The organism is Nocardia sp. NPDC003693 (assembly GCF_053981095.1).
The window spans coordinates 56,441-81,356 of record NZ_JBSFNO010000014.1 but is presented as its reverse complement, the minus strand read 5'-3'; the positions used below and the strand labels follow the sequence as shown (position 1 = coordinate 81,356).

Annotated in this window: 19 protein-coding genes; 7 read left to right on the top strand and 12 right to left on the bottom strand. The window is 70.3% G+C overall.

Annotation, left to right across the window (positions count from 1 at the left end):
* Positions 1-17 precede the first annotated feature (17 nt).
* From ACWDOP_RS17670 to ACWDOP_RS17655, 4 genes are all read right to left on the bottom strand, one after another.
* Complete coding sequence (locus ACWDOP_RS17670; protein ID WP_454201208.1) at positions 18-428, bottom strand: VOC family protein; 411 nt, start codon at positions 426-428, stop codon at positions 18-20.
* 29 nt (positions 429-457) lie between these two features.
* A complete protein-coding gene (locus ACWDOP_RS17665) occupies positions 458-868 on the bottom strand; it encodes a helix-turn-helix transcriptional regulator (RefSeq protein WP_454201448.1) in 411 nt (136 codons plus the stop codon).
* A 57-nt stretch (positions 869-925) separates the two neighbouring features.
* Positions 926-3,343 carry an ATP-binding cassette domain-containing protein gene (locus tag ACWDOP_RS17660; protein WP_456345947.1) on the bottom strand — a complete coding sequence of 806 codons (2,418 nt, stop codon included), beginning with the start codon at positions 3,341-3,343 and terminating at the stop codon, positions 926-928.
* Between the two features lie 163 nt (positions 3,344-3,506).
* The gene (locus ACWDOP_RS17655; RefSeq protein WP_456345946.1) at positions 3,507-3,911 is read right to left on the bottom strand and encodes a PaaI family thioesterase; all 405 of its coding nucleotides are present in this window, start codon (positions 3,909-3,911) and stop codon (positions 3,507-3,509) included.
* Positions 3,912-4,022: 111 nt separating this feature from the next.
* Between ACWDOP_RS17655 and ACWDOP_RS17650 the strand changes: the two genes are divergently transcribed.
* Positions 4,023-7,172 carry an AfsR/SARP family transcriptional regulator gene (locus ACWDOP_RS17650; RefSeq protein ID WP_456345945.1) on the top strand — a complete coding sequence of 1,050 codons (3,150 nt, stop codon included), beginning with the start codon at positions 4,023-4,025 and terminating at the stop codon, positions 7,170-7,172.
* A 156-nt stretch (positions 7,173-7,328) separates the two neighbouring features.
* On the opposite strand, the gene ACWDOP_RS17645 is transcribed toward ACWDOP_RS17650, so the two are convergent.
* Positions 7,329-8,699, bottom strand: a complete 1,371-nt coding sequence (locus tag ACWDOP_RS17645; protein ID WP_456345944.1) for a serine hydrolase domain-containing protein — start codon at positions 8,697-8,699, stop codon at positions 7,329-7,331.
* Between the two features lie 234 nt (positions 8,700-8,933).
* Here ACWDOP_RS17645 and ACWDOP_RS17640 point away from each other — a divergent pair, with 234 nt between their 5' ends.
* Complete coding sequence (locus ACWDOP_RS17640) at positions 8,934-9,992, top strand: alpha/beta hydrolase (RefSeq protein ID WP_456345943.1); 1,059 nt, start codon at positions 8,934-8,936, stop codon at positions 9,990-9,992.
* Positions 9,993-10,034: 42 nt separating this feature from the next.
* Here ACWDOP_RS17640 and ACWDOP_RS17635 read toward each other — a convergent pair whose 3' ends face one another.
* Positions 10,035-11,648, bottom strand: coding sequence for a flavin-containing monooxygenase (locus tag ACWDOP_RS17635; RefSeq protein ID WP_456345942.1), 1,614 nt, complete (start codon positions 11,646-11,648; stop codon positions 10,035-10,037).
* A 161-nt stretch (positions 11,649-11,809) separates the two neighbouring features.
* Here ACWDOP_RS17635 and ACWDOP_RS17630 point away from each other — a divergent pair, with 161 nt between their 5' ends.
* Positions 11,810-12,571 carry a hypothetical protein gene (locus ACWDOP_RS17630; RefSeq protein ID WP_456345941.1) on the top strand — a complete coding sequence of 254 codons (762 nt, stop codon included), beginning with the start codon at positions 11,810-11,812 and terminating at the stop codon, positions 12,569-12,571.
* Between the two features lie 140 nt (positions 12,572-12,711).
* Here the strand turns inward: ACWDOP_RS17630 and ACWDOP_RS17625 are convergent, their stop codons facing one another.
* Together ACWDOP_RS17625 and ACWDOP_RS17620 are read right to left on the bottom strand one after the other, a co-directional pair.
* Positions 12,712-13,494, bottom strand: a complete 783-nt coding sequence (locus ACWDOP_RS17625; RefSeq protein ID WP_456345940.1) for an SDR family oxidoreductase — start codon at positions 13,492-13,494, stop codon at positions 12,712-12,714.
* A gap of 157 nt (positions 13,495-13,651) precedes the next feature.
* Positions 13,652-15,511 carry a TerD family protein gene (locus ACWDOP_RS17620; protein WP_456345939.1) on the bottom strand — a complete coding sequence of 620 codons (1,860 nt, stop codon included), beginning with the start codon at positions 15,509-15,511 and terminating at the stop codon, positions 13,652-13,654.
* A gap of 104 nt (positions 15,512-15,615) precedes the next feature.
* Between ACWDOP_RS17620 and ACWDOP_RS17615 the strand changes: the two genes are divergently transcribed.
* Complete coding sequence (locus ACWDOP_RS17615) at positions 15,616-16,110, top strand: hypothetical protein (RefSeq protein WP_456345938.1); 495 nt, start codon at positions 15,616-15,618, stop codon at positions 16,108-16,110.
* A gap of 514 nt (positions 16,111-16,624) precedes the next feature.
* Here ACWDOP_RS17615 and pabB read toward each other — a convergent pair.
* Entirely contained in the window at positions 16,625-18,745 is a 2,121-nt protein-coding gene (pabB, locus tag ACWDOP_RS17610) for an aminodeoxychorismate synthase (protein ID WP_456345937.1), read from the bottom strand.
* A 125-nt stretch (positions 18,746-18,870) separates the two neighbouring features.
* Here pabB and ACWDOP_RS17605 point away from each other — a divergent pair, with 125 nt between their 5' ends.
* Positions 18,871-19,926: a phosphotransferase family protein gene (locus ACWDOP_RS17605; protein WP_456345936.1), complete on the top strand. Its 1,056-nt coding sequence runs from the start codon at positions 18,871-18,873 to the stop codon at positions 19,924-19,926.
* Between the two features lie 155 nt (positions 19,927-20,081).
* Positions 20,082-20,675 carry a DinB family protein gene (locus ACWDOP_RS17600; RefSeq protein ID WP_456345935.1) on the top strand — a complete coding sequence of 198 codons (594 nt, stop codon included), beginning with the start codon at positions 20,082-20,084 and terminating at the stop codon, positions 20,673-20,675.
* A 13-nt stretch (positions 20,676-20,688) separates the two neighbouring features.
* Here the strand turns inward: ACWDOP_RS17600 and ACWDOP_RS17595 are convergent, their stop codons facing one another.
* The 3 genes from ACWDOP_RS17595 to ACWDOP_RS17585 form a co-directional block, all read right to left on the bottom strand.
* Positions 20,689-21,807, bottom strand: coding sequence for an agmatine deiminase family protein (locus ACWDOP_RS17595; protein ID WP_456345934.1), 1,119 nt, complete (start codon positions 21,805-21,807; stop codon positions 20,689-20,691).
* A 419-nt stretch (positions 21,808-22,226) separates the two neighbouring features.
* Positions 22,227-23,417, bottom strand: a complete 1,191-nt coding sequence (locus ACWDOP_RS17590; protein ID WP_456345933.1) for a serine hydrolase domain-containing protein — start codon at positions 23,415-23,417, stop codon at positions 22,227-22,229.
* Between the two features lie 55 nt (positions 23,418-23,472).
* Positions 23,473-24,258, bottom strand: coding sequence for an alpha/beta fold hydrolase (locus ACWDOP_RS17585; RefSeq protein WP_456345932.1), 786 nt, complete (start codon positions 24,256-24,258; stop codon positions 23,473-23,475).
* 45 nt (positions 24,259-24,303) lie between these two features.
* On the opposite strand from ACWDOP_RS17585, the gene ACWDOP_RS17580 reads away from it, so the two are divergent.
* Positions 24,304-24,663, top strand: a complete 360-nt coding sequence (locus ACWDOP_RS17580) for a MerR family transcriptional regulator (RefSeq protein ID WP_456345931.1) — start codon at positions 24,304-24,306, stop codon at positions 24,661-24,663.
* The last annotated feature ends 253 nt before the right edge of the window (positions 24,664-24,916 follow it).

The window sequence follows — 24,916 nt, the reverse complement described above, 5'->3', positions numbered from 1 at the left end:
CCGGGCGGAATCCGGCGTCAGGGCACCTCGCTGATCCTGATGTGATTCCCCGCCGGATCGCGGAACGCGCAGTCGCGGATCCCGTACGGCTGATCGGTCGGCTCCTGGATCACCTCGGCGTCGGCGGCCACCAGGCGGTCGAACAGGGCGTCCACATCCTTGGTGGCGAGCACGACCGTCGCGTAGGTGCCCTTGGCCATCATCTCGGCGATCGTCCGGCGCTCCTCGTCGGTGATCCCGGGATCGGCGGCGGGGGGATGCAGGACTATCGCGGTCGAGGGCTGGCCGGGCGGGCCCACGGTCAGCCAGCGGAGGTCGCCGTACTTCACGTCATTGCGGACCTCGAAACCGAGGGCGTCGCGGTAGAAACCGAGCGACGCCTCGGGATCGGTGTGGGGTAGGAAACTCGAATGAATCGTGATGTCCATGGCATTCACCGTATGTCCGGGAGCTGGGGTTACTTGTTTCTGATCGGGCGAGTCACCTTTTTCGTGACACACGACGGCATTTCCGGGCCCGCGGGGGCGTGCCGGTCGCGATAGACGCTGGGCGGGACCCCGACCAGTTCGGTGAAACGGGTACTGAAGGTGCCCAGCGACGAACAGCCCACGGCGAAGCAGACTTCCGTCACGCTCTGCTCGCCGCGGCGCAGCAGGGACATGGCGCGCTCGATGCGGCGGGTCATCAGGTAGCTGTAGACCGACTCGCCGTAGGCGGCCTTGAACTCGCGGCTCAGATGCCCGGCGGAGATGTGCGCGTCGCGCGCGAGGGCCTCGACGTTCAACGGCTGGGCGTACTCGCGGTCTATCCGGTCGCGGACCCGCCGCAGGCGCGTCAGCTCGCGCAGGCGTTGCTCCTCGGGGGATATGCCGCTCACCTGCGCGATCCTACCGGGACGGACCTTGCGGGCCCGTCCCGGCGCTGGTCAGCGCTTGCGCGCGGGCTTGCGGGCCGGGGCGCCGACATAGGCCGCCAGATGCTCACCGGTCAGCGTCGAGCGCGCCGCGACCAGGTCCGCCGGAGTGCCCTCGAAGACGATCTTGCCGCCGTCGTGGCCGGCGCCCGGGCCGAGGTCGATGATCCAGTCGGCGTGCGCCATGACCGCCTGGTGATGCTCGATCACGATCACCGACTTGCCCGCGTCCACCAGGCGGTCCAGCAGCCCCAGCAGGTTCTCCACATCGGCCAGGTGCAGGCCCGTGGTCGGCTCGTCGAGCACGTAGACCCCGCCCTTGTCGCCCATGTGCGTGGCCAGCTTCAGGCGCTGGCGCTCACCGCCGGACAGGGTGGTGAGCGGCTGCCCGATGGTCAGGTAGCCCAGGCCCACATCGGAGAGCCGCTCCAGAATGGCATGCGCGGCAGGCAGTTTGGCTTCGCCGTCGCCGAAGAACTCCAGCGCCTCGGTGACCGGCATGGCCAGCACCTCGCTGATGTCCCGGCCGCCGAGCTTGTAGTCCAGCACCTCGGCCATGAAGCGCTTGCCCTCGCACACCTCGCACGGGGTCTCCACCCCCGCCATGATCGCCAGATCGGAGTAGATCACCCCCGCGCCGTTGCAATTGGGGCACGCGCCTTCGGAATTGGAGCTGAACAGCGCCGGTTTGACGTCGTTGGCCTTGGCGAACGCCTTGCGAATCGGTTCCAGCAGACCGGTGTACGTCGCCGGATTGCTGCGCCGCGAACCCTTGATCGCGGTCTGATCGACCGAGACCACGTTCTCACCCGCCGGGATGGAGCCGTGCACCAGCGAACTCTTGCCCGAACCCGCGACGCCGGTGATCACCACCAGCACCCCGAGTGGAATGTCGACGTCGACGTTCTGCAGGTTGTTGGCGTCGGCCTTGCGGATCTGCAACGCGCCCTTGGGCTTACGCGGGGATTCCTTGACCGCCGCGCGGTCGTCGAAGTGCCGCCCGGTGATGGTGTCACTGGAACGCAGGCCCTCGACGGTGCCCTCGAAGCACACGGTTCCGCCACCCTTGCCCGCCCCGGGACCCAGATCCACCACGTGATCGGCGATGACGATCGTCTCGGGCTTGTGCTCGACGACCAGGACGGTGTTGCCCTTGTCCCGCAGGCGCAGCAGCAGCTCGTTCATGCGCTGGATGTCGTGCGGGTGCAGGCCCACGGTGGGCTCGTCGAAGATGTAGGTGACATCGGTGAGCGCGGAGCCCAGGTGCCGAATCATCTTGACGCGCTGGGCTTCACCGCCGGACAGCGTGCCCGACGGCCGATCCAGGGACAGGTAGCCCAGGCCGATCTCCACGAAGGAGTCCAGCGTCTTGGACAGCGCCTCCAGCAGCGGCGCGACGGACGGTTCCCGCAGCGCCCGAACCCATTCCGCCAGATCGCTGATCTGCATGGCGCACGCGTCGGCGATGCTGATCTTCTTGATCTTCTTGATCTTCGACGAGCGCGCGCCCTCGGTGAGCCGGGTGCCGTGGCAGTCGGGGCACACGCTGAAGGCCACCGCGCGCTCCACGAACGCCCGGATGTGCGGCTGCAGCGCCTCTTTGTCCTTGGACAGGAACGACTTCTGGATCTTGGGGATCAGGCCCTCGTAGGTCAGGTTGACCCCGTCGACCTTGACCTTGACCGGCTCCTTGTAGAGGAAGTCGTTCATCTCGCGCTTGGTGAACTTGCGGATCGGCTTGTTCGGATCCACGAAGCCCGATTCGGCGTACACGCGCACGGTCCAGAAGCTGTCGGACTTCCAGCCGGGAATGGTGAAGGCGCCCTCGGCGAGGGATTTGGTGTCGTCGTAGAGCTGGGTCAGGTCGATGTCGGAGACCTTGCCGCGGCCCTCGCAGCGCGGGCACATACCGCCGACGATGCTGAAGCTGCGGCGCTCGCGCGTGGTGCGCCCGCCCTTCTCGATCGCCACCGCGCCCGCGCCGCTGATCGAGGCGACATTGAACGAGAACGCCTGCGGGGAGCCGATATGCGGCTTGCCGAGGCGGCTGAAGAGAATGCGCAGCATGGCGTTGGCGTCGGTGGCGGTGCCGACGGTGGAGCGCGGATCCGCGCCCAGGCGCTGCTGGTCCACGATGATCGCGGTGGTGATGCCGTCGAGCACGTCGACCTCGGGACGGGCCAGGGTGGGCATGAAGCCCTGCACGAAGGTGCTGTAGGTCTCGTTGATCAGGCGCTGCGACTCCGCGGCGATCGTGCTGAACACCAGCGAGCTCTTACCCGAGCCGGACACGCCGGTGAACACCGTCAGGCGGCGCTTGGGGATCTCGATGCTGATGTCTTTGAGGTTGTTCACCCGCGCGCCGTGGACGCGGATCATGTCGTGACTGTCGGCCGGGGGCAGCGCAGCCGTCTTCGTGGACCTGCTCATCGTCTCTCCATCCGTCTCGCGGGCCGCCTGCGCGGTCTCGTCGGAGTCGCCCGGCTCGATTCAACCATTCCGGAACCGGGCGCTTCGTCATCGACAACCGTAGGGGCGGGCGAGCGGGGGCGGCTTCTCGATTCCTGACCGGTCGGCCACCTCGCGCGTGGGATCAGAGGACGGCTTGGGTCTGGGTTACCTTGGCGATCAGCTTGCCCTCGTCGTCGTGGATCTCGGTCTCCACCACGATGAACTTGCGGCCCGCGTGCAGCGGACGGGCCGAGGCCGTGGCATGCCCGGACCGCAGCCCGCGCAGGAAATTGGTCTTGGACTCCACGGTCGTGGTGCCCTGCGCGCCCTCGGGCAGGTTCAGGTACGCGCACACCGCGGCGGTCGCGTCGGCCAGTGACATCAGGGCGCCGCCGTGCAGCGCGCCGCCGAGCGTGCACAGCGAGGCATCCCAGGCCAGGCGGGCGCGCACGAGCTTCGCGTCGTGTTCGAGGACCTCGAGGCCGAGGCGCTCGCTGAAGGGCATGGTGGCGAACAGCTGGGCGCCGACCGGATCGATTTCGCTCATGGATCGAGGGTGCCGCACGGTGGGCCGGTGGTCGATTACCCGCGAGGTAAAGCGGCGGCCTCCGGGGATCGCGGATAACACCGAAACGTCCGATTCTGCGAGACTCCCCCGGTGCGGGTTGGTGTGCTGGGTCCGGTTCAGGTGTGGACCGATGAGGGATCGCCGGTCGAGATCGGCGGGGTGCGGGTGCGCATGCTGCTGGCCAGGCTGGCGCTCGAAGCCGGCGGGACGGTGCCGGTCGGTGCGCTGATCGACGGGCTGTGGGGCGAAGATCCGCCCGCCGAGGCGGCGGGTGCGCTGCAGGCGTTGGTGTCCCGGCTGCGCAAGGCGCTGCGGGGGACCGGAGAGGTGGAACTGGCCGCCGGGGGCTACCGGCTGCCCGGGGTGCGGGTCGACGCCGCGGGCTTCGAGGAGCTGGTGCGGCGCGGGCGGCAGGAGCTGGCCGCGGGCCGGGCGGCCGCGGCCACGGCAGCGCTGACCGAAGCCCTGGCACTGTGGCGCGGGCCCGCCCTGGGCGACGTGCTGGACGCGCCGTTCACGGACGCGGTCGTGGCCCGGCTCGACGAGCTGCGCGCCGCGGCGCTCGAGGACCGCTTCGACGCCGAACTCCGGCTGGGCCGGCACGGCGCCGTGCTGGCCGACCTGGACGCCGCCGGGGCCGCGCATCCGCTGCGAGAACGGCTGGCCGCGTTGCGTATTCGCGCCCTCGCCGCGGCCGGACGGCAGTCCGACGCGCTGGCGGTCTACGAGGACATGCGCGAGCGGCTCGGCGAGGAGCTCGGCATCGACCCGTCGGCCGAGCTGCGCGACACCCATCTGGCGCTCTTGCGCGGGGAACTCGAAACACCGGCCACCCGTAGGGAACCCACCGGGAGCGCCTTGCCCGCGCGGCTGACGAGTTTCATCGGCCGCGAGCGGGAACTGACCGCCCTGGGCGAGCAGCTCGCGACCTCCCGGCTCGTCACGCTGGTCGGGCCGGGCGGAGCGGGCAAGACCAGACTCGCCCTCGAAGCCATGTCGCGGCGGGCCGGCGAGCCCGTGTTCTTCGTGCCCTTGGCCGAGGTCGGCACACCCGACCAGCTCGCCGACGCCGTCTCCGGCGCGCTGGAAGCCGCCGCGGGCGGAATGACCGGCGCGGGGGCCACCCGGCTCACCGAACTGCTGGATGTCGGTGCGGCCGTGCTGGTTCTGGACAACTGCGAGCACGTGATCGCCGCGGCCGCCGAACTCGCCGCGCACCTGCTCGCCCGGCTGCCGCTGCTGCGCGTGCTGGCCACCAGCCGCGAGCCGCTGGCGATCGACGGCGAGACGCTGTGCCACCTGGGTCCGTTCCCCGTACCGGCGGCGACGCTGGAAACCGAGGCGGCACAGCGTAACCCGGCGGTCCGGCTGTTTCTCGACCGCGCGGCGGCGGTCCGGCCCGGCTTCGCCCTCGACGAGCGGAACCTGCACCCGGTGCTGGAGATCTGCCGCCAACTCGACGGCATCCCACTGGCATTGGAACTGGCCGCCGCCAAACTGCGCGCCATGAGCGTCGACCACATCGCCCGCCGCCTGGACGATCGCTTCCGGCTGCTCACCTCCGGCAGCAGAACCGCGCTCCCACGCCAGCGCACCCTGCTGGCTCTGGTGGAATGGAGCTGGGACCTGCTCGACGAACCGGAACAGCTGCTGGCCCGCAGGCTCTCCTACTTCCCCGCCGGCGCGACATTGGAAGCCCTGGAAGCGATCTGCGCCGACCCGGCCCTGCCCGCCGGCGACATCGTCTACCTCCTGGGCGCCCTGGTCGAGAAGTCCCTGGTCACCGTCACCGACGAGGAGCACCCGCGCTACCGGATGCTCGAAACCATCCGCGCCTACGCCGCCGAGCACCTGGCCGCCGCGAGCGACGACCTCGCCCCCCGCTTCCGGTCCCACTACCTGGCGATGGCCGAGACCGCCGAGCCCCGCCTGCGCACCCGCGAACAACTCACCGCCATCGCCTTTTTCGACGCCGAACACCCGAACCTGGCCTTCGCCCTGCGCACGGCTCTCGCCGCCGCGACCGAGTCGGGGGCGGACGAGGTCGTGCGATTCACGCGGGCGCTGTTCTGGTACTGGGGGATTCGGGGGATGAGCAGCCAGTTCGAGAGCGCGGTGGGGGATGTGCTGGGGTTGGAGCTCGCGGAGGACGCGCGGGCGGCATTCCGGGTGATCCGGTTGATGGCGGGGGCGCCCACGGGGGAGGCGGGGGCGGTGCGGGAACTCATCGAGGACTGTGTGCGGACGGGGGCGCTCGAGTTTCATCCGGCGTTGCCGTCGTGGACCTCGCTGGTCGCCTCGGGCGCGGGGGAGCGGGAGCTGGCCGAACGGCAGCTCGAACTGGCGGTGGGATGGTCGGACCCGTGGGTGCGGGCCAGTGCGCACATGGCGCGGGACCTCGCTTTCACCGGGCGCGGGGAGCCGCGCGCGGGGGCCGTCGAGCGGCGGGAGGCGTTGCGGGCGTTCGAGATCACCGGGGACCGGTGGGGGCTGGGTGTGGTCCTGCTCGGGGTCGGGCGGGCGCACGGGCTCGCCGGGGCGCACGAGCAGGCCATCGCCGCCTTCGGCCGGGCGGTGGCGCTGGCCTCGGAGACGGGGATGGAGGACGATCTGTTCGTCAGTCGCTCCGAACTCGTGCACGCGCGCATGCGCGCCGGTGACCTGGACGGCGCGAGCGCCGATATCGAAGCGGCACAGCGGCAGTCGGAGGAACTGGGCCACGCCCGGCTGCGGGAGGTTCTCGGTTTCAGCCGTGCCGAAGCGTATCGCCGGGCCGGGGACGCCGAGCGCGCCGACGCCGAACTCGACCGGCTCGAACAGCGGATCGACCGGCTGCCGCTGCCCGAGAGCATGGCGGTCAATCGGATCGTGTTCGCCCGCACGGCCGTCCGCCTCACCGCCCGCGACCCGAAGCGGGCGCGCGAGCTGCTGCCCGCCGTGATCACGGGCGCGTTCCACGTCGGTGATGTCGCCGCCGTCACCCAGGCCCAGGCCCACGCCGCCGAGCTGCTGGCCGAACTGCTGTGCCAGGAGGGGGAATTCGCCGAGTCCGCCACAGCACTGGGCCTGAGCGAAGCCATTCGGGGCGAATACGACCACGGCGAACCCGAGCTGCACACGCTCACCGCGGAACTGACTGCCCGGCTCGGCTCGGAGGCTTTCCGTGTCGCGTACGACCTGGGCGCGAGCGAACCCCGCGACGAGGCGCTCGACCGGCTGGGCTCACACGCCCGGGAGTGAATCCCGAGAGCTGTGGGCCTTTCCGTCCGGTCACCGTGGCAGGTGGTTCGCAGGTGAATCCCGAGCGCGGAGCGGCGACCGTTCCTGTCCGCGAACGCGTCGATTCCCGGGCGGGTGTGTCCGGGAACCGATGTGCGAGGAAGGTTTCCAGGTCGATCAGACGCGGGTGAACAGGCGGCCGGCCAGGTCCAGACCGGTGATCGCGCCCGTCGTGTCGCGGCTGAAGTAGCCGCGCTGGCCCTTGAACGAGCCCTCGGTGATGATGTACTCGTCACCGTCGCCCGGCAGCAGGCCGAAGGGGAAGGGCGGATGATCCTGGGGGAGGTCGGTATCGGCGGCGGCGCGGATCTCCGGCTTGATCCGGCACTCCAGGGACAGGCCCGTGCCGTCGGTCAGCACCGTCATCGTCATCGCGTCGATGTCGTAGGTGCCCAGCAGTTCTCCCGCGCGATCCGCGTCGAACGGCAGCGGCTCGGGATCACCGTCGACCAGGCCCAGATAGTGCTCCAGCGCCCAGCGCACCACCGCCTGATTGGACGGGATCCCGTCGGGGCTCGCGTTCGACAGGACGATGATCGCGAAATCGTGCTCGGGGACCAGCAGCAATTCGGCGAACTGGCCGAAGGCCGAACCGCCGTGACCGAAGGTGGCCGCGCCGCCGATCTCGCGCAGGAACCAGCAGCGGCCGATGGCGTCACCGAGGCTGCTGGCCCGCAATTCCACGGTGGGGCTGCGCATCTCACGCAGCACCTCGGCGGGCAGAACCATCTCGCCCGACTCGGCCCGGCCGTCCCCGAGCTGGAAACGGGCCCAGCGCAGCTGTTCCGCCACCGAGGAGACCAGCCCGCCGCCGGGGTTGTTGGCGCGGGTCCCGGTCCAGGTGCGCGCCACCGACAGCACACCGCTCTCGTCCCGTTCGTGCCCGGCCGCGAACCGCCGCGTCATGATGGCGTCGCGGTCGTAGCCGCTGTGCGCCAGGCCGACCGGATCCAGCACGAGCCGGGTGATCGCCTGCTCGAAGGTGAGCCCGGTGACCTTCTCGACGACCCGGCCCAGCAGATTGAACCCGGCCTGGCTGTAGGACGCCCGCGCCCCCGGCGCGGCGATGAGCGGGATGTCCACCAGCCGCGCCACGAACTCGGCCAGCGCGTCGTCGCCGGCGCCGGTGTCGTTGATCAGGCTCCAATCCAGTCCGGACGTGTGATTGAGCAGCTGGTCGACGGTGATCGCGGCGGCATGCGCCGGGTCGCTGAGCGCGAACTCCGGGACATACCGCTGGACCGGCGCGGCCGGGTCGATCCGGCCCTCGGCGACCAGGCGCATGATCGCCGTGGCGGTGACGCTCTTGCTCGTCGAGCCGATGGTGAACAGCGTGTCCCGATCCACCGGCAGCGGGTTCTCGATGCTGGTCACGCCGTACTCGGCGAAGATCTCGCGGCCGCCGGCCCACACGCCGACGGTCATGCCCGGGATCCCGAACTCGGTGGCGGTGGCCTCGAGCATCTTCGACAGCGCGCTATCCGACATTGCCCTACCTCTTCCGTGGCTGGTGTCCGTGCGGCTCGTGTTCGGGCCGCTCATCCGGTGTGAGACCACGGTCGCCGGTCGCGCTGACAACGCGCCGACAGGTCGCTGACAGCCCGGGGAGCGCCGGTAATCCGGGCCCTGACCGGGACCTCTCAGGTGTCACTAAGTATCAGGTCAGCAAACCATCAGTAAACTGCGGCAGGGTAGGTGACCTCGATACTTCAGCTCGAAAACATGACTTCTACCGAGGAGATAGACCGCGTGCGTGCAAAGAAGATCTGGGGCGGCGCGGCAATGGCGTTGGCCGCAACTGTTCTGCTACCGATCGCCGCGGGCACCGCCGCCGCAGCACCCGCGCCGCCGACCGCCGAAGTGTCCGCGAACGGCTCCAGGATCGTCTCCACCACGAGCATCGACGACCGCACCCTGCGGCTGCAGGTCTACTCCGCCTCGATGGACAAGAACATCGAGGTCGACGTCCAGCGCGCCGCCGACACCTCCGCACCGCGCCCGGTGCTGTACCTGCTCAACGGCGCGGGCGGCGGCGAGGACACCGCCACCTGGCAGAAGCAGACCGACGCGCTGAACTTCCTGCGCGACAAGGACGTCGAAGTGGTGCAGCCGATCGGCGGCGCGTTCAGCTACTACACCGATTGGCGCGCCGAGGATCCCAACCTCGGGGTCAACAAGTGGAAGACCTTCCTCACCCGGGAGCTGCCGCCGCTCATCGACGGCGCGCTGAACACCAACGGCCGCAATGCCATCGCCGGTCTGTCCATGGCCGGCACGTCGGTGCTGCAACTACCCATCGCCGCGCCGGGGCTGTACAGATCCGTTGCGGCGTACAGCGGTTGCGCGCAGATCAGCGATCCCCTCGGCTACAACTTCGTCAATCTCGTGGTCGCCGCGGGCGGCGGCAACACGATGAACATGTACGGCCCCAGGGACGATCCGATGTGGGCCGAGAACGATCCGTACGTGCACGCCGATCGGCTGCGCGGACTCGACCTGTACATCTCCAGCGGCACCGGCCTGCCCGGCCCGTGGGACACCCTCGACGGTCCGCACACCCTGCCCGGGGTCGGCGGTCTGGTGAATCAGACCACCCTCGGCGGTGCGCTGGAGGCCGCCACCAACTACTGCACCCGGAACATGCAGGTCAAGCTCGATCAGCTGGGCATCCCGGCCACCTTCGACTTCCCGCCCTACGGCACCCACTCGTGGGGGTACTGGCAGGACGAGCTGAAGAAGTCGTGGCCCGTGCTGGCCTCGGGGCTGGGCCTGCCCGCCTGACCGCGGAGCCGCCCGGACGGGCGGCGGCCGCGTCGACGGCGCTTATCGGGTGAGTTCGAAGCTCGGGTAGCCGCTGTCCCGCTCGGTGTCGCAGAAGCGGCGGTAGTTGCCGAATCCGCCGATGTAGGGCATGAACACGCGCTTCTTGCCCTCCACGTTCGCGCCCATGTACCAGGAATTGGCGCGCACGAACAGCGTGCCCTCGGCGACCTCCATGAGGTGATCGGTCCAGGTCGCGGCGGCCTCCGCGCGCGCCTCGGCCTGCCGGATGCCCTGCGCCCCACAGTATTCGATGAGCGCGAGCACCCAGTCGAGCTGCTGTTCCGAGTGCAGGACCATGTTCGCCATGACCGATGGCGTCCCGACGCTGTTGATGCTGAACATGTTCGGGAAGCCGTGAATGCCGAAGCCCAGGTAGGTGACCGGGCCGTCGGCCCAGGTGTCGGCGAGCTTCGTGCCCCGCGCGCCGGTGATGTCGATGCGCAGCAGCGCGCCGGTCATGGCGTCGAATCCGGTGGCGTAGACCAGGGTGTCGATCTCCACGAACTTGTCCGCGGTACGGATGCCGGTGGGGGTGATCTCCTCGATCGGCTCGCGCCGCAGGTTCACCAGCGACACGTTCGGCCGGTTGAACATCTCGTAGTAGCCGGAGTCGGTGCAGATGCGCTTGGTGCCGATCGGGTGATCGGTGGGGATCAGGTCGTCCGCGACGGACTGGTCGTCGATCTTGGCGCGAATCTTGGCCACCGCGAACTCGCGCACCAGCTCGTTGGCCGCGATATCGCTGTTCTGGTCCGGGAACACCTTGTTGAACAGCACGCCGCCGCCGTTCCAGCGGTCCTCCATGGCCTGTTCGCGCTCGGCGGCGGACAGCTCCAGCGCCTTGGTGGTCAGGCTCGGATGCGGGGTCGCGGCCGGGGCGTAGTACGACTTCTCGCGCCGCGCCGGGTAGGTGGCGCGAATCTGCTCCTGCTCCTGCACGGTCCAGGGCCGATTCGGCACGGGCACACTGAAGTTCGGGGAGCGCTGCACCACCGTCAGCGCCTGCGCCTCGCGAGCGATGATGGGCGAGATCTGAATGCCCGAGGAGCCGGTGCCGATGACCGCCACCCGCTTGCCCTCGAAGGACACGCCCTCCTCGGGCCAGCGCGCGGTGAAGAACTCTTCCCCGGCAAAGGTTTCCACGCCCGGGATGTTCGGCTTGATGGGCGCCGAGAGGCAGCCGGTGGCGAAAACCACGAAGCGGGAACGGAACTGCGATCCGTCGGCGGTGCGCACGGTCCAGATGCCGGACTCGTCATCGAAAGCCGCCGCGGTCACGGTCTGTTCGAAACGGTAGTGCCTGCGCAGGTCGAAACGCTCGGCCACGTGGTGGATGTAGGCCAGGATCTCCGGCTGCGCCGCGAAGCGCTCGGTCCAGGTCCAGCTCTGCTGGAGTTCGGCGTCGAACGAGTAGGAGTAGTCCACGCTCTCGACGTCGCAGCGCGCGCCCGGGTAGCGGTTCCAGAACCAGGTGCCGCCGACGTCGGAGCCGGTTTCCAGGCCGAGCACGTTCAGGCCGGCCCGGGCCGCCCGGTGAACGCCGTAGAGCCCGGCGAAACCGGCCCCGATGATGATCACATCGTGGTGATCGGCCTGCGCTGCGCTGGCATGCATGCGTGCCCTCTCGACTTCTGCTGGAACTATTTCGATTAGGCATATCGTCGGCGCTGGGACGGGCGGTCGCGAGCACGCGTCCCACTGAACAGGAGAGCGCGCGGATCCGGGGCCGCCGCGCACGCCCTGCCGGGTGGGCGTCGGGGGGTTATCCTCGCGGTATGCGGCGCGGAACGGCGATCTGGACGATGATCGCGCTCGCAGTCGTCGCGCTCACCGCGTGCGGCGGGGCGGATCCGGTGGAACCGGGGTCCACCGTCGCGGCGACCGAATCCGCCGGAGCCCCCGACCTCGATCCCGTGACCGGCCTGCCGCCGTGCGGCGACATCGGTTCGGCCGCAACACCTTCCGACTGCGTGCTGCGGAGTCGCGACGGCAACGGTCTGGTGTTCGAGGTGCGCTACGTCGCGAACGGATCGAGCAGCGTCACCACCGTCATCGTGCGCGACGAGGATGGCGAACAGGTGCAGACCATCACCGAGCGGGGCTGGCGGACGACGGCCGGGGCGCGATTGCGCGACCTCGACGGCGACAGCCGCGACGAGCTGATCATTCCGCTCTTCCTGGCCACCGCGAACGCCGCGTACGCCGTCCACCACGCGGGGAACGGGTCGCTCGAGTACCGGCGGGCGGGCCAGCTCAGCGGAATCGGCATCGACACCTCCGAATCCGGCTACACCGTCGCCTCCGCGCACGCCGGATACGCCGCCTGGGACATCCAGTTCTGGACCTTCGTGCGGGACCGGCTGCACGCGGTCGTCACCGCGCGGGTGCGGCCCATCGAGGGCGGGGACGGCAAGGTGGCCGGAACCACCTGCGCTGTAGTCGATTCCGGCGGACTGACCGAGACCGGGCTGAGCGCGAGCGCGGCCACGGCGCTGTTCTGCGCCGAACCGGCCGTCGTTCGCGTCATGCGGAACTGATCCGGCGCATCGTGCGCGCGGATGACGAACCGCCGCGCGCGTCATCCCGGGGGCTCGGTACCCCTACGTAGTCGCACCCGGAAATCTCGGTGGAAATCCGGATACCGCGCGGCGGTTCGGAAGCGCAGGATGAATGCAGGTCAGCGACCCGGCTTCCCATATCGCCGGCGCAACCACTCGGCATAGTCGAACGACACCGCCTCGCCATCGTCGTCGAGGCACAGCGCAGCGTCGCGCACTCGTCGAACGACACGGCCGATGGGCGGCACCGGCACGGGGAGCAGGGACTGTCCCAGCGCGGTCCGCCGCGCGGCGGCCAGCTCGGTCAGCGACTGCACGCTCGGGCCGCCGATATCGCGGACCCGGCCGGACGGCCCCGCCTCGACCGCATCGGCCAGGCGGGCCGCCACGGCCACCACGTCGACGGGCTGGAACAGCAGCGCGCCGCGCGGGGCCAGGCGGAACTTCGCCGCCCCGGCAAGAATTTCATCGATGAGCTCGTGAAACTGCGTGGCGCGCAACAGCGTCCACGGCACGGGCGCGTGGGTGACCACCCGCTCCTGCGCGGTCTTGGTGCGGTAGTAGCTGAACGGCACCCGTTCACAGCCGACGATGGAGATCTCCACGTGATGGCCGACCCGGGCGCGCTGCTCGGCCGCGAGCAGGGTCCGGACGCCGTCCACCAGCACCCGGTCACTGCGCAGCCCGCGATGACTGGCCGCGTTCACCACGGCCGACACGCCCTCCAGGGCCTCGTCCAGGCCCGCGCCGGTCACCAGATCCACCGGGTGGTGCACGGTTCCGGCCACCGGATCCCGCGGCGCCGAGCGGGTCAGCACCCGCACCGTGTGCCCCCTGGCCGCCAGATCCCGCACCACCGGCGCACCGAGCGTTCCCGTCCCGCCGAGCACCGCAACCTGCATGTCGTTCCCCTCTCCGAGCTGCTCCCCAGGACGCTAGGGCCGTTTCGGCTGCCCCTCAACATGATTGATCACTCGCTGTACGATTCCCCACATTCGTTAGCTCCCCGCGCGCCGGGCTCGTCCCGTCACGCGCTCGCCGGACCGCACCTCGTGCGGGTCAGATGCGGGCGCCCTTCACGCGATTGCACGCGCGGCACAGGATCTGGAGGTTCGGGGCGCTCGTCGCGCCGCCGCGGCTGAGCGGGATGATGTGGTCGAACTCCAGGTAGTGGCTGTCGCCGCACTCGACGCACTTGCCGCCGTCGCGCTGCCAGACCTGGGCCTTGACCTCCTGCGGAATGGTGCGGGTGTCCAGCTTGCCCGGGGTCAGGGCCAGGCGTTTGGCCACCCGCAGCGCGCCCTCGAGGGTCGCGGCCACATGGTGCGGGTCGGCGACCTCGAAGACCGCGCCGCCGCGCGCCGAGGTGGCGGCGACCACCACCGTGCCGTGCTCGGCCGTCACCGAAACCACACGGGACCACAGCATTTCGGTGCCGGTGTCGGCGCCGGTGAAGCGCAGCTTCTTGTTGCTGCACAGCAATCTGCCCTCGGTGTGCTTCGGGCCGCGGGCCAGCTGGCGGATGTGGATGGCGGGGACGTTGAGGTGCAGGGTTTCGGCCGGGTCCAGGTGCAGGCCCGTCGCGCTCACGGTCGGGAGTTCGCCGTCGCGCAGCCGGGTCAGCGTGCGCACGCGCTGCATGCGCCGGCGCAGATCCTCGATCAGCGGGCCGGTCAGGGCCAGGGTGGCGACCGTGTCGTCGAAATCGTCCATCTCGGCCTGATCTACCCGGCCGTCGGCGAAGGCGAAGGCCACCAGGCGTTCCACGTGATCGTGAGCCTGCGGGCGCAGCAGGGTCAGGGCCTGGGCGCGGTCGATGCGCTGGAAGCGCAGGGCCGTGAACAGCGCCTCCCAGTCGTCGCCGTGCGGGCCGACCGTGCGCAGGGCGCGTTCGGCGCGGCCGCGCCAGCCGGACAGGTACGCCTCGACCTCGGTCGCGCACTCGCGGCAGGGGGCGGGCGCGCCGAAGAAGCGGCGGCGGCGCGGCCGGCCGCAGCGCGCGCAGTGCTTGGCGTCGCCGGGCGGGCGCGGGCGGGTGGCGTCGGTCCACTCCGTGCCGTCCCACCAGCGCAGGCGCGCGGGGGCGTCCGGGTGCGGATGCCAGTCGGCGCGTTCGGGATTCGGCGGGCGGACCGGCGGGACCGGACGGGTCTCGCGCTCGAGGGAGAAACCGCGGCGGGGGACGGTGGGCAGGGGAGCCGGTTGGCGCACGGCCGTCGCCGACGCGGCGCCGGTGCGCTGGGCGGTGCCGGCCGATCGCGCCGCGGCGGGAAGCTCGGCGGTGTGCTGGGTCGCGGCGGCGCGCGGGGTACCGGCCAGGGGGGAACCGGTCGCCGCGCCGGGCCGCTGTGCGCCGCCCGGTTGCGTGGCGGACTCGCTGTCCACCGCATCGCGCGAGGACCGGTCCGATGTCGCCGGATCATCCACCCGCACACCGAATTCGCCGACGAGACCGGCCAAACCGACCGCCCAGCCCTGTCCGACCGCGCGGAACCGCCAGGTGTCCTGGCGGCGGTAGAACTCGCCGAACATCATGGCCCGCACGGACTCCGCGTCCGCGACCTCGAACCAGGCGACCGGGCGGCTGTGGTCGAAGACGGTGAGAATCAGGCCGGGGACGTCGCCGAACGCGCCCGCGTCCAGCGAGCCGGTGAGCACGATCCGATCCACCTCGGATTCGGTGCGCGGCAGCGAGACCGACAGCCGCGCGGTGCCCGGCGCGGGCTCCTGATCCAGGGTGACCGCCTGCGACGGGTGTCTGGGCGCGTTGAAGAAGATGAAATCACGATCCGAGCGCACCCGGCCGTCCCGGGCGAGCAGTAAGGCGTGCGCATCCACCTCGTGATCGGATTGCCACGAAAGGACAACCGTCAGAAGCGATGTCGGAACAGGCGCGTGGCCACCCTTGGTCAGTTTCATCGACCACGAACTATGCCATGCGACTACGACAGGAAATCCGCCCGGGAAAACGCCCGGTCGCGAACCTGATCCCGTTTCGCCCCGGCCTGCGGCACAGTGGATACATGACCGATCCCAAGGGGTCCGCCCGCAAGCCCCAGCCCCAGCGGGCCAAATCCGGCGCCCCGCGCGTCCCCAACCCCGCGGACATCCTCGCCGCCGCCCAGGCCGCGGTCGAGGCGGCCCAGGCCGCCGCCGGCCAGGCCCTCGACTCCGCCCAGGTCACCGCCACCTCGGCCTTCGACACCGCGGTCCGCCTGCCCCCGGCCTCGATCCAGCTGGCCGCCCAGCTCCCCGACCTGATCGAGAACCTCACCGTCGCGGTGAACCGCCTGAACTCCACGATCGACCGCCTCGACCGCACGCTGGCCCTGGCCGAACCCGCCTTCGTGGCCTACGACAAGCTCCTGATCCGCCTCGAATCCCTCACCGCCCTGGGCGAAGAGGTCCTGACCCGCCTCGACAAGCTCCCCGGCGTCTCGTTCCTGACCCGCCTGACCGGCCGCGACAGCACCCCGCCGACCGAACCCGAATCGCCCCCGCGCGCCCGCCGCACATAGCGTCGGGCGGTCATCGCCGCTGACCGTTCCACCCGTGGCCGGGCGAGATCGCGCCCTGCTCGATACACGGTGCTGTGTGCTCCCACGCGGGCTGTGTCGGCCGGTACACCCCCCATGCCCCGTGTGGCTGAATGCCGGTGTGGCTGTTCGCGAGCGGAGGCAAAGGTACGAGGGCGGCGAGGCTGCGGCGGCGTTCCAGACTTCTCGAGTGTGGCCGGCGCTCGCGGGCCGACCTGCCGCTCGCGTTGTCCCGCGCGGACCAGGATGCGCCACTGTGGGGTGCAGCGACGAACGGCGCCCGGCCGCCCTGGACGTTTGCCACGAGGTTGGCTCGCCGAATGCCGGAACAGCGGCGTGCGTAGCGGGTCGGGTCAGCCTCGACCCTTGTCGGTACCGCGGTCCACGACCTGCCGCTCGCGGTGTCTCGCGGACTCGGACGTGTCGTGTAGCGACAGTCGCACCGCGATCGTCTGCCACGATGTCGGCCGGCGAATGGGCGGGCGTGCCCGGCGGGTCAGGCCGAGGGCAGGGGAGCGGACGGGGGAACGCCGAGGTGGGGGAGGGCGCGCAGGGCGGCGGCGGCCTTCCAGACCATCTCCTGGTACTCGGCCTCGGGGTCGGAGTCCAGGACCACCGCGCCGCCCGCGCCCACGCGCCAGCGGCCGTCGTGGCGGACCGCGGTGCGGATGACGATGTTCAGGTCGGCGGTGCCGCCGAGGCCGAGGAACCCGATCGTGCCGGAGTAGACCCCGCGCGCCTCGGTCTCCAGGGCGTCGATGATCTCCATCGTGCGGAGCTTGGGGGCGCCGGTCATCGAGCCGCCGGGGAAGCAGGCGCGCAGGCAGTCGATCACGTCGAGATCGGGGCGCAGGCGGCCGCGCACGGTCGAGACCAGTTGGTGCAGCGTCGTATACGTCTCCACGGCCATCAGATGGGGCACGTGGACCGAACCGACCTCGCAAACGCGCCCCAGATCGTTGCGGAGCAGATCCACGATCATGAGGTTCTCGGCGCGGGTCTTGGGATCGCGGGCCAGATCGGCGGCCAGGCGCTCGTCCAGCTCGGGGGTGTCACCGCGCGGGGCGGTGCCCTTGATGGGCTTGCTCTCGACCGTGCGGGTGCGGTCGATCTTGAGGAACCGTTCGGGGGAGGAGCACGCCACCTCCAGCTCGCCGAAACGCAGGAACGCCGCGTAGGGCGCGGGATTACAGCGGCGCAGCGTCCGATACACGCTCAGGCCGTCGCTGCTCGCGGGTAGATACGCGCCGTCGGTGATGCAGATCTCGTACGACTCGCCCGCCAGCAACTGCCGTCTGCACTCGCGCACATCGGCGAGGTAGCGGTCCCGGCCGCGGGTCAGCAGCGGGGCGACGGTGGCCTCGTCGGTGCGTAACCGTAGCTCCGGGGGATTCTCCCAGGTTCGCAATGGGGCGATGGTGGCGCGCGTGGTCGCGAGCCAATCCTGCGCGGCGGCAACGTCATCGGGGTAGGCCAGGGCCAGCAGATAGGTGCGGCCCGCCTCGTGATCGACCACGACGAGCCGATCGGCGAAGAGCCACTGCGCATCCGGGGTATCCGCCCGGTGCGCGGCCGTCGCGCCGCAGTCGGCCTTCATCTCGTAGCCCAGGTAGCCGACGTACCCGCCGACGAAATCGAATGGCACCGCCGGGAATTGGATCTGCCGCCGCTTCAACTCACCGGACAGGTAGTCCAGCACGCCGCCCGGCACCGTCCGCAGGCCCGCCGCCGACTCGATCTCCACGTGGCCCGCGCCGACCCGGTACCGCACCAGCTCCGCCAGCGGGCCCGAACCGTCCCCGAGGAAGGAGAAGCGGTCCAGCCCCGGCTCGACGTGCTCGCTGTCCAGCCAGAACGCGCCGGGCGAATCGCGATACAGCCGCTCGAACACCGCCTCGGCGTCGACGGCCCGCTCGATCACCTCCTGCAGCACGCGGTAGACGATCGGCTCGCCGTCGCCGTGCGGCGGCGAAACCCGGTGCTGCGGAACAGCGTTCACGCCGACCGGCGGGCGGGATCTATGGTTCGCCCGCTGATGCGCGCGGGTCAGCTCCGCGAAATTGCGCAGCAGTGCCGCGCCGAACTCGCTGGCGACCGATTCGGGATGGAACTGCACACCCCACTGCGGGCGGGTCCGATGCCGGACGCCCATGATCACCCCGTCCGCGGCGGTGGCCGTCACCTCCAGCGCGTCCGGCAGCGGCCGGGCGGCGCACAGCGAGTGATAGCGGACCGCCGTGAAATCCTGTGGCACACCGGCGAACAACCCCAGCCCGTCGTGGGTGATGCGATCGGGATACCCGTGCCGGGCGCGCGGCGCGGTCACGACCGAGCCGCCCGCCGCGATCACCAGACCCTGATGGCCCAGGCACACACCGAGCAACGGCAGCTCCGACTCCGCGACGAGCGCGGCCGAGATGCCGAAATCACGCGGCACATCGGGCCGCCCGGGCCCGGGAGAGATCACCACGTTGTCGAAGGAGTCCAGGTTCAGCGCGGACACATCGCGCACCTCGTCGTTGCGCACGACCACGGGTTCGACCCCGTTCACCTCACTGATCAGCTGATACAGGTTGTAGGTGAACGAGTCGTAGTTGTCGATCAGCAGCGTGCGCATTTGACCGGTTACCTTACGCCACAGCCACCCGCTCACCCCGCTCCGACCTGCGTGAACGAGGCCGCCGCCACTAGTGCTGGCGGGTGCCTTCAGTTTCACTGGACAGCTGCGGCACAATGTGGGACATGTCTGAAGTGCAGCCGGTCGACGTGGATCGTGACCTCGTGGATTTCGAGGTCGTCGGTAAGTGGATGGATGAACAGGGCCTGACATCGGGCGAATTCGAGAAGGTGACCCCGCTCGGCGGCGGCACGCAGAACATCATGCTGCGCTTCACCCGCGGCGACCGCGACTACGTGCTGCGGCGCGGTCCCAAGCACCTGCGGGCCGCCAGCAACAACGTCATCCGCCGCGAATCGCGCATTCTCGGCGCGCTGGACGGCACCGGCATCCGCGCGCCCAAGGTGATCGCCGCGCAGGACGACGACGCGCTGATCGGCGCCGCCTTCTACCTCATGGAACCGATCACCGGCTTCAACCCGCAGAACGAACTGCCCCCGCTGCACGCCGGCGACGCCGAGGTGCGGCGGCAGATGGGACTGTCCGCGGTGGAGGCCATCGCGCGCCTCGGCTCGCTCGACCACGAAGCCCTCGGGCTGGCCGATTACGGTAAGCCCGAAGGCTTCCTGGAACGGCAGGTGCCGCGCTGGCTCAAGGAACTCGAGTCCTACAGCGTCAACGAGGGCTACCCCGGACCGGAGATCCCGGGCCTCGAGCGCGTCGGGGAATGGCTCGACCGCAACCGGCCCACGCACTGGCGGCCCGGCATCCTGCACGGCGACTGCCATCTCGCGAACATGATGTTCTCCTTCGACGGCCCGCAGGTCGCGGCCATGGTCGACTGGGAGATGTCCACCATCGGCGATCCGCTGCTGGATCTGGGCTGGCAGATCGCCACCCGCCCGGAACCCGGCACCACCGGCGCGGCGCTCATCGGCACGCTCGGCGCGGTCGGCGGACTGCCCACCGCGGAGGAGATGATCGCGCACTACGGCGAGTTCTCCGATCGGGATCTGAGCCACATACCCTGGTACACCGTGCTGGCGTGTTTCAAGCTCGGCATCGTGCTCGAGGGGACGCACGCGCGGGCGTGTGCGGGCAAGGCGTCCAAGGATGTCGGCGACTTCCTGCACGCGATCACCCTGGAGCTGTTCGGCAAGGCGCAGCAGTTGATGGAGTGAGGTGCCCGGCCCGCGCCCGGCTCGTCCGGGGCGGGCCGGCTCGTCCGGCTGTCGTGTGCGTCGCCGGGGCTGCCCGTGCGTGGTTGGCGTGATCTCGGCGCGGCCTGGCTGGATATTGGTGGACGGCTAAATAATGCCACGCTAGGTTGTTGTCCATGTCGATCGTTCCTGATGCCAAAGACTGGACCTGGGTCCTCGAACGCGCCTGCGCCGAATGCGGCTTCGACCCCGAGGCCGTCGCCTTCGACACCGTCCCGGGCCTCGTGCGCGGGAGCGCCGAGCGGTTGGCGGCGGCGCTGGACCGGCCGGACGCGACCGTGCGGCCCGACGATTCGACCTGGTCCGCCCTGGAATACGCCGCGCACGTGCGCGACGTGTGCCGGATCTTCGAGCACCGGCTCGACATCACCCGGACCGGCGGGCCGCGCCCGGGGCCGGTCATCGGCGGCTACGACCCGGCGGTGGCGGTCGACGCCGGAATTCCCCTGTTCGCCAACTGGGATCAGGACGTCACCGCCGTGGCGGAGAACTATGGCGCGCAGGCGCCCGCCGCCGTCGCGGCCGAACTGCGGGCGGCGGCCGAAACAGTGGCCCGCGCTTTCGAATTCGTGCCGGCGGCCGAGCGCGACCGGGAAGCGCTGCGCGGCAACGGTTCCCGGTTCACCGTCGAGACCCTGGCGCGGTACTTCGCCCACGATCTCGTGCACCACGTCCACGACGTGGAAAAGGTTGGCGCCGAACGCGTCTGACGATCGGATCCGGCTAGGCGGCGGGTTCCTGCTGCGTGGTGCAGTGGATGCCGCCACCGCCGGCGGCGATGCCGTCGATGTTGACCTGCACGACCTGCCGGTCCGGATACAGCCGGGCCAGGGTGGCGCGAGCGGCCTCGTCGGCCTCGGCGTCGCCGAACTCCGGGGCGATGACCGCGCCGTTGCACACGTAGTAGTTGATGTACCCGGCCGCGAAATCGTCGTTGGCGAATTCCTCGCGAACATCGACGGGCGCCTCGAGCACCTCGACCTCGAGCGGGTTGCCGTGCACATCGGTCGCCGCCCGCAGGATGTCGAGGTGCTTGCGGGTGACCGCGTAGTCGAAGGAATCCGGGTCGTTGTCCAGCCCGGCCACCACCACGCCCGGACGGACGAAACGGGCATAGAAATCGGTGTGCCCGTCGGTGATGTCGCGGCCCGCGATACCCGGTAGCCAGATCACCTTCTCGATGCCGAGCAGCCGGTACAGCTCCTCCTCGACATCGGCTTTCTTCCAGCCGGGATTGCGATTGCTGTTCAGCACACAGCTTTCGGTGATGATGGCGGTGCCCTCGCCGTCGACCTCGAGACCGCCGCCTTCGAGCACCAGCTCGGTGTGCAGCAGTTCCGCGCCGGCGCGGGCGGCGACGATCGAGGCGACCTGCGCGTCGCTGTCGTAATCCTGCTTCTCGCCCCAGCCGTTGAAATTGAAGTCGACCGCGGCGCGACCCGCGCCGAGGACGAACACCGGGCCGGTGTCGCGCATCCACAGGTCGTCGAGCGGGGCCTCGATCAGCTCCACGTCCGGGCCGACGAGACCCCGGGCGAGGTCCTTCTCCGCGGGCCGGACCAGCATGGAGACCGGCTCGAAACGCACGATGGCCCGCGCGATGGCGCCCAGCGCGCGCTGGGTCTCCGGCACCAGCTCCGCACCCCAGACGCCGGCGCTCGCGCCGAACGCCATCCAGGTGCGGGCGTGCGGATCGCCCTCCTCGGGCATGAGCCAGGCGCGGTCGTCGTCCGGGTCGATCGGCTTCGTGCCGGGTTGCCCGCCCGGGTCGTCACCGCACGCGGCCGCGAGCACGCCGCCCAGAACGACGGTGCAGGCCTGCATGAATCGACGTCGTCGCATGGCGAAGCTCCTTGGTTCGCGGGCTTTCTGAATATAGCCAGAAAACCCTTGGCAACCACGAACATAATCTTGACTGAAAATTCAGTCAAGGAGAGTGGTGGTGGTCACCCTCGCGCCTATGGAGCGGATTGGGCAGGTGGCATGCCGATGCAAAGGCGCGAGGTCGGTCGCGAGCGGGTGCATCTGCGGGAGTCGTGAGGTAGTTGGGGTGCGCGGGTGCGGACAAGCCGCGGCGCGCGGGAGGCGTTGTGGGAGGTGTGAGGCCGCAATCCTCGTGAGTGAAGCGCGAGCGGGGGCATCAGTAGGTGCCGTGGGGACAAAGCCTGCCGGTAGCGCGGGTAGTACCGGTCGAAATAAACTGTGCCCCAACGTAATCCGTTGGGGCAGCGAGTTTGGTTCCGACTATGAGCCGGTCGCCGTCAGGTGCAGCGCAGCAGGGCGGTGCGGAGATTGCGGCCGCGCACATCGTCGAGCACCGCCATGCCGAGGCGATTCATGATGTAGCCGAAGCCGAGACCCGTTGCGGGATCGGCGAATCCGAACGAACCGCCGTAGCCGGTCGTGCCGTAGGCGCGTTTGTCGGTGCCGAAGCGGAAGCTGCCGCGGGACTTGCGGAAACCCAGGTGATAGCGGCTGGGGGTGAGCAGGACCAGGTCCTCGGCGGGAACGTCGTCGGCGGTGTCCGCGCTGGCCAGGCGGTCGAGAAGGGCCGTGTCGATGGGGAGTTCGCCGGTCTGACCGGCGGCCGCGCCGTAGACGCGGGCCAGCGCGCGGGCGGTACCGACGCCGCCCGCGGCGGGGCTCTCCACCGACAGGAACTCGCGGCGCGAGGCCCGCGCGGGCGCGCCGACCTGCGGGCTGTTCAGGGCGCGGAAGGACAGGCCGCGCTTGGCGTAGAGCTGAACGCCGATGCGCACCGGCAGATCCCGCTCGAAGCGCAGGATGTCCAGGCCCTCGGTCGCGGACAGCGTGGCCACCCGATCGAGCGAGATCTCCTCCGGCATACCGATGTAGAACTGCAGGCCGAGCGGCTTCGCGAAATCCTCGGCGAGCACCCGGCCCAGCGTCCGCCCGGCCGGCTCGACCCGGCGCAACAGCTCGCCCTGATAGAGGCCCGCGGTGATCGGGTGGTAGCCGTGCCGGGTTCCCGGACGCCACAGCGGCTTCTGCTCCGCCAGGGTCACCGCGAGCGCGTCCAGGTCGGCCATGTCCGTCAGGCGCACCGGGCGATCGAGGGCGGCCAGCCCGGCCTGATGGTCGAGCAGCTGGCGGACGGTGATCGACTCCTTGCCGTGCACGGCGAACTCGGGCCAGTACTCGGCCACCGGGGTCTCGTACTCCAGCCACCCGCGCGAGACCGCCGACGCCATGACGAAGGCCGTGACGCCCTTGGTCGAGGACCACACCGGGGTCATGGTGTCGCGCGCCCACGCCTTGGTGCGCTTGCGATCGCGGTACCCGGCCCACAGGTCGACCACCGGCCGATCCCCGTCGTAGACGGTCACGGCCGCACCGATCTCGCCGTGCTGCTCGAAATTGCGCCGGAACGCATCGGCAACCGGCCCGAACCCGCTGTCCACCTCGCCGTGGACCGTGACCCGCTCACTCATGGTGAAACCGATCGTAGCGGTGCCCGTGGACCGGCCTCAGGGGACGTTCGAAGGGTCAGCGGCCCGCCGGGACGGGCAGGTCGAGCTCGTGCCGGGTCAGGAAATCGAGGATCGTGGCGTGCCAGGCGCCGGGATGTTCGAGCATCAGGACGTGACCCGCCGGGATCTCGGCGTACTCGGCGCCGGGGATCGCGGCGGCCAGGTGGCGGGAGTTCGCGGGGTCGACGAGGAGGTCCTCGGTGGCCGCGATGACCAGGGTGGGGACCGAGAGGGCGGGCAGGTCGGCGGTCACGTCGGCGGTGGTCACCAGGGCCGCCTGGGCGAGCACGCCGCCGGGGACGTCGGCCGCGGTCCGGGCGATCATCTCGGTGATCTGTTGCGGGGGAAGGGCATTGGTGAACTCGGCGCTGAATCCCGCGAGGAGCACCACGCGCGCGAAGGACTCGGCGTCGCCCGCGGCCAGCGTGCGCTGCCAGAGTTCGGCCGTCGCCCGCGCCCGGTGATCGGCCCGGGCGAAGCCCGCCGCCAGGACCAGCGCCCGCACCCGGTCCGGATGCCGGGTCGCCGCGCGGATCGCGACCGCCGACCCCAGCGAATAGCCGATGAGGGTGAAATCGTCCGCGCCCGACGCGACGGCGGCGGCCACCAGCGCGTCGGCCAGGACGTCGAGGTCGAGCGGGGTGTCATCGGCCGGGTAGTCCGAGCCGATCACCGTGTGGCGCGCGCTCAGCAGCGGAATCAGCGAGCCGAAATTCGGCTCGATCCCGCCGCCCGCACCGTGCGCGAGCACGATCGCCGGGCCGGATCCGGTCACCTGGGTCGAGAGCGAAATGTTCGTCATGGCACGGACGTTAGGCATTGACATGGATGTGAAGGTCAACCCCGTATGCGGGAGGTCACAGTGCTGATCGGCGAACTCTCCCGGCGCACCGGCGTGCCCACCCGCCTGCTGCGCTACTACGAGGAACAGTCCTTGCTCACCGCGCACCGCGACCCCAACGGCTATCGCTCCTACACCCCCGACGCCCCCGCCCGCGTCGCCCGCATCCGCGAACTCCTCGACGCCGGCCTGCCGACCCGCGACATCCGCGCCCTGTTGCCCTGCACCACCGACACCGGCTTCGAGCACTGCGACCACTCCCGAAAAGTCCTGCACGACGGCCTGACCCGCCTCGACACCCGGATCGCCGACCTGACCCGCCGCCGCGAACTCCTCGCCGCCCACCAGGACACGAACCCGCACTGACCTGTCTCGTCAGCTGCCGATGGGGTCGCCGCCCATCAGGATCCGAACCCGCGCTGCCCCGCCCCGCCGACTGCCGATGGGCTCGCCGCCCGCCTGCCGCCGAGACCCCGCCCGAGGCAGCCCCGGTGCGGCGGCCTGTGGCGCTGATAAGTGGGCCGGGTGGTCGCCGGGCGAATCGGCCCGGAAAGCTCGCCGGAATCGGGCAGACTGCACGGCACCGCATTACCGGACCTCGGAACCCGCTTCCACCGAG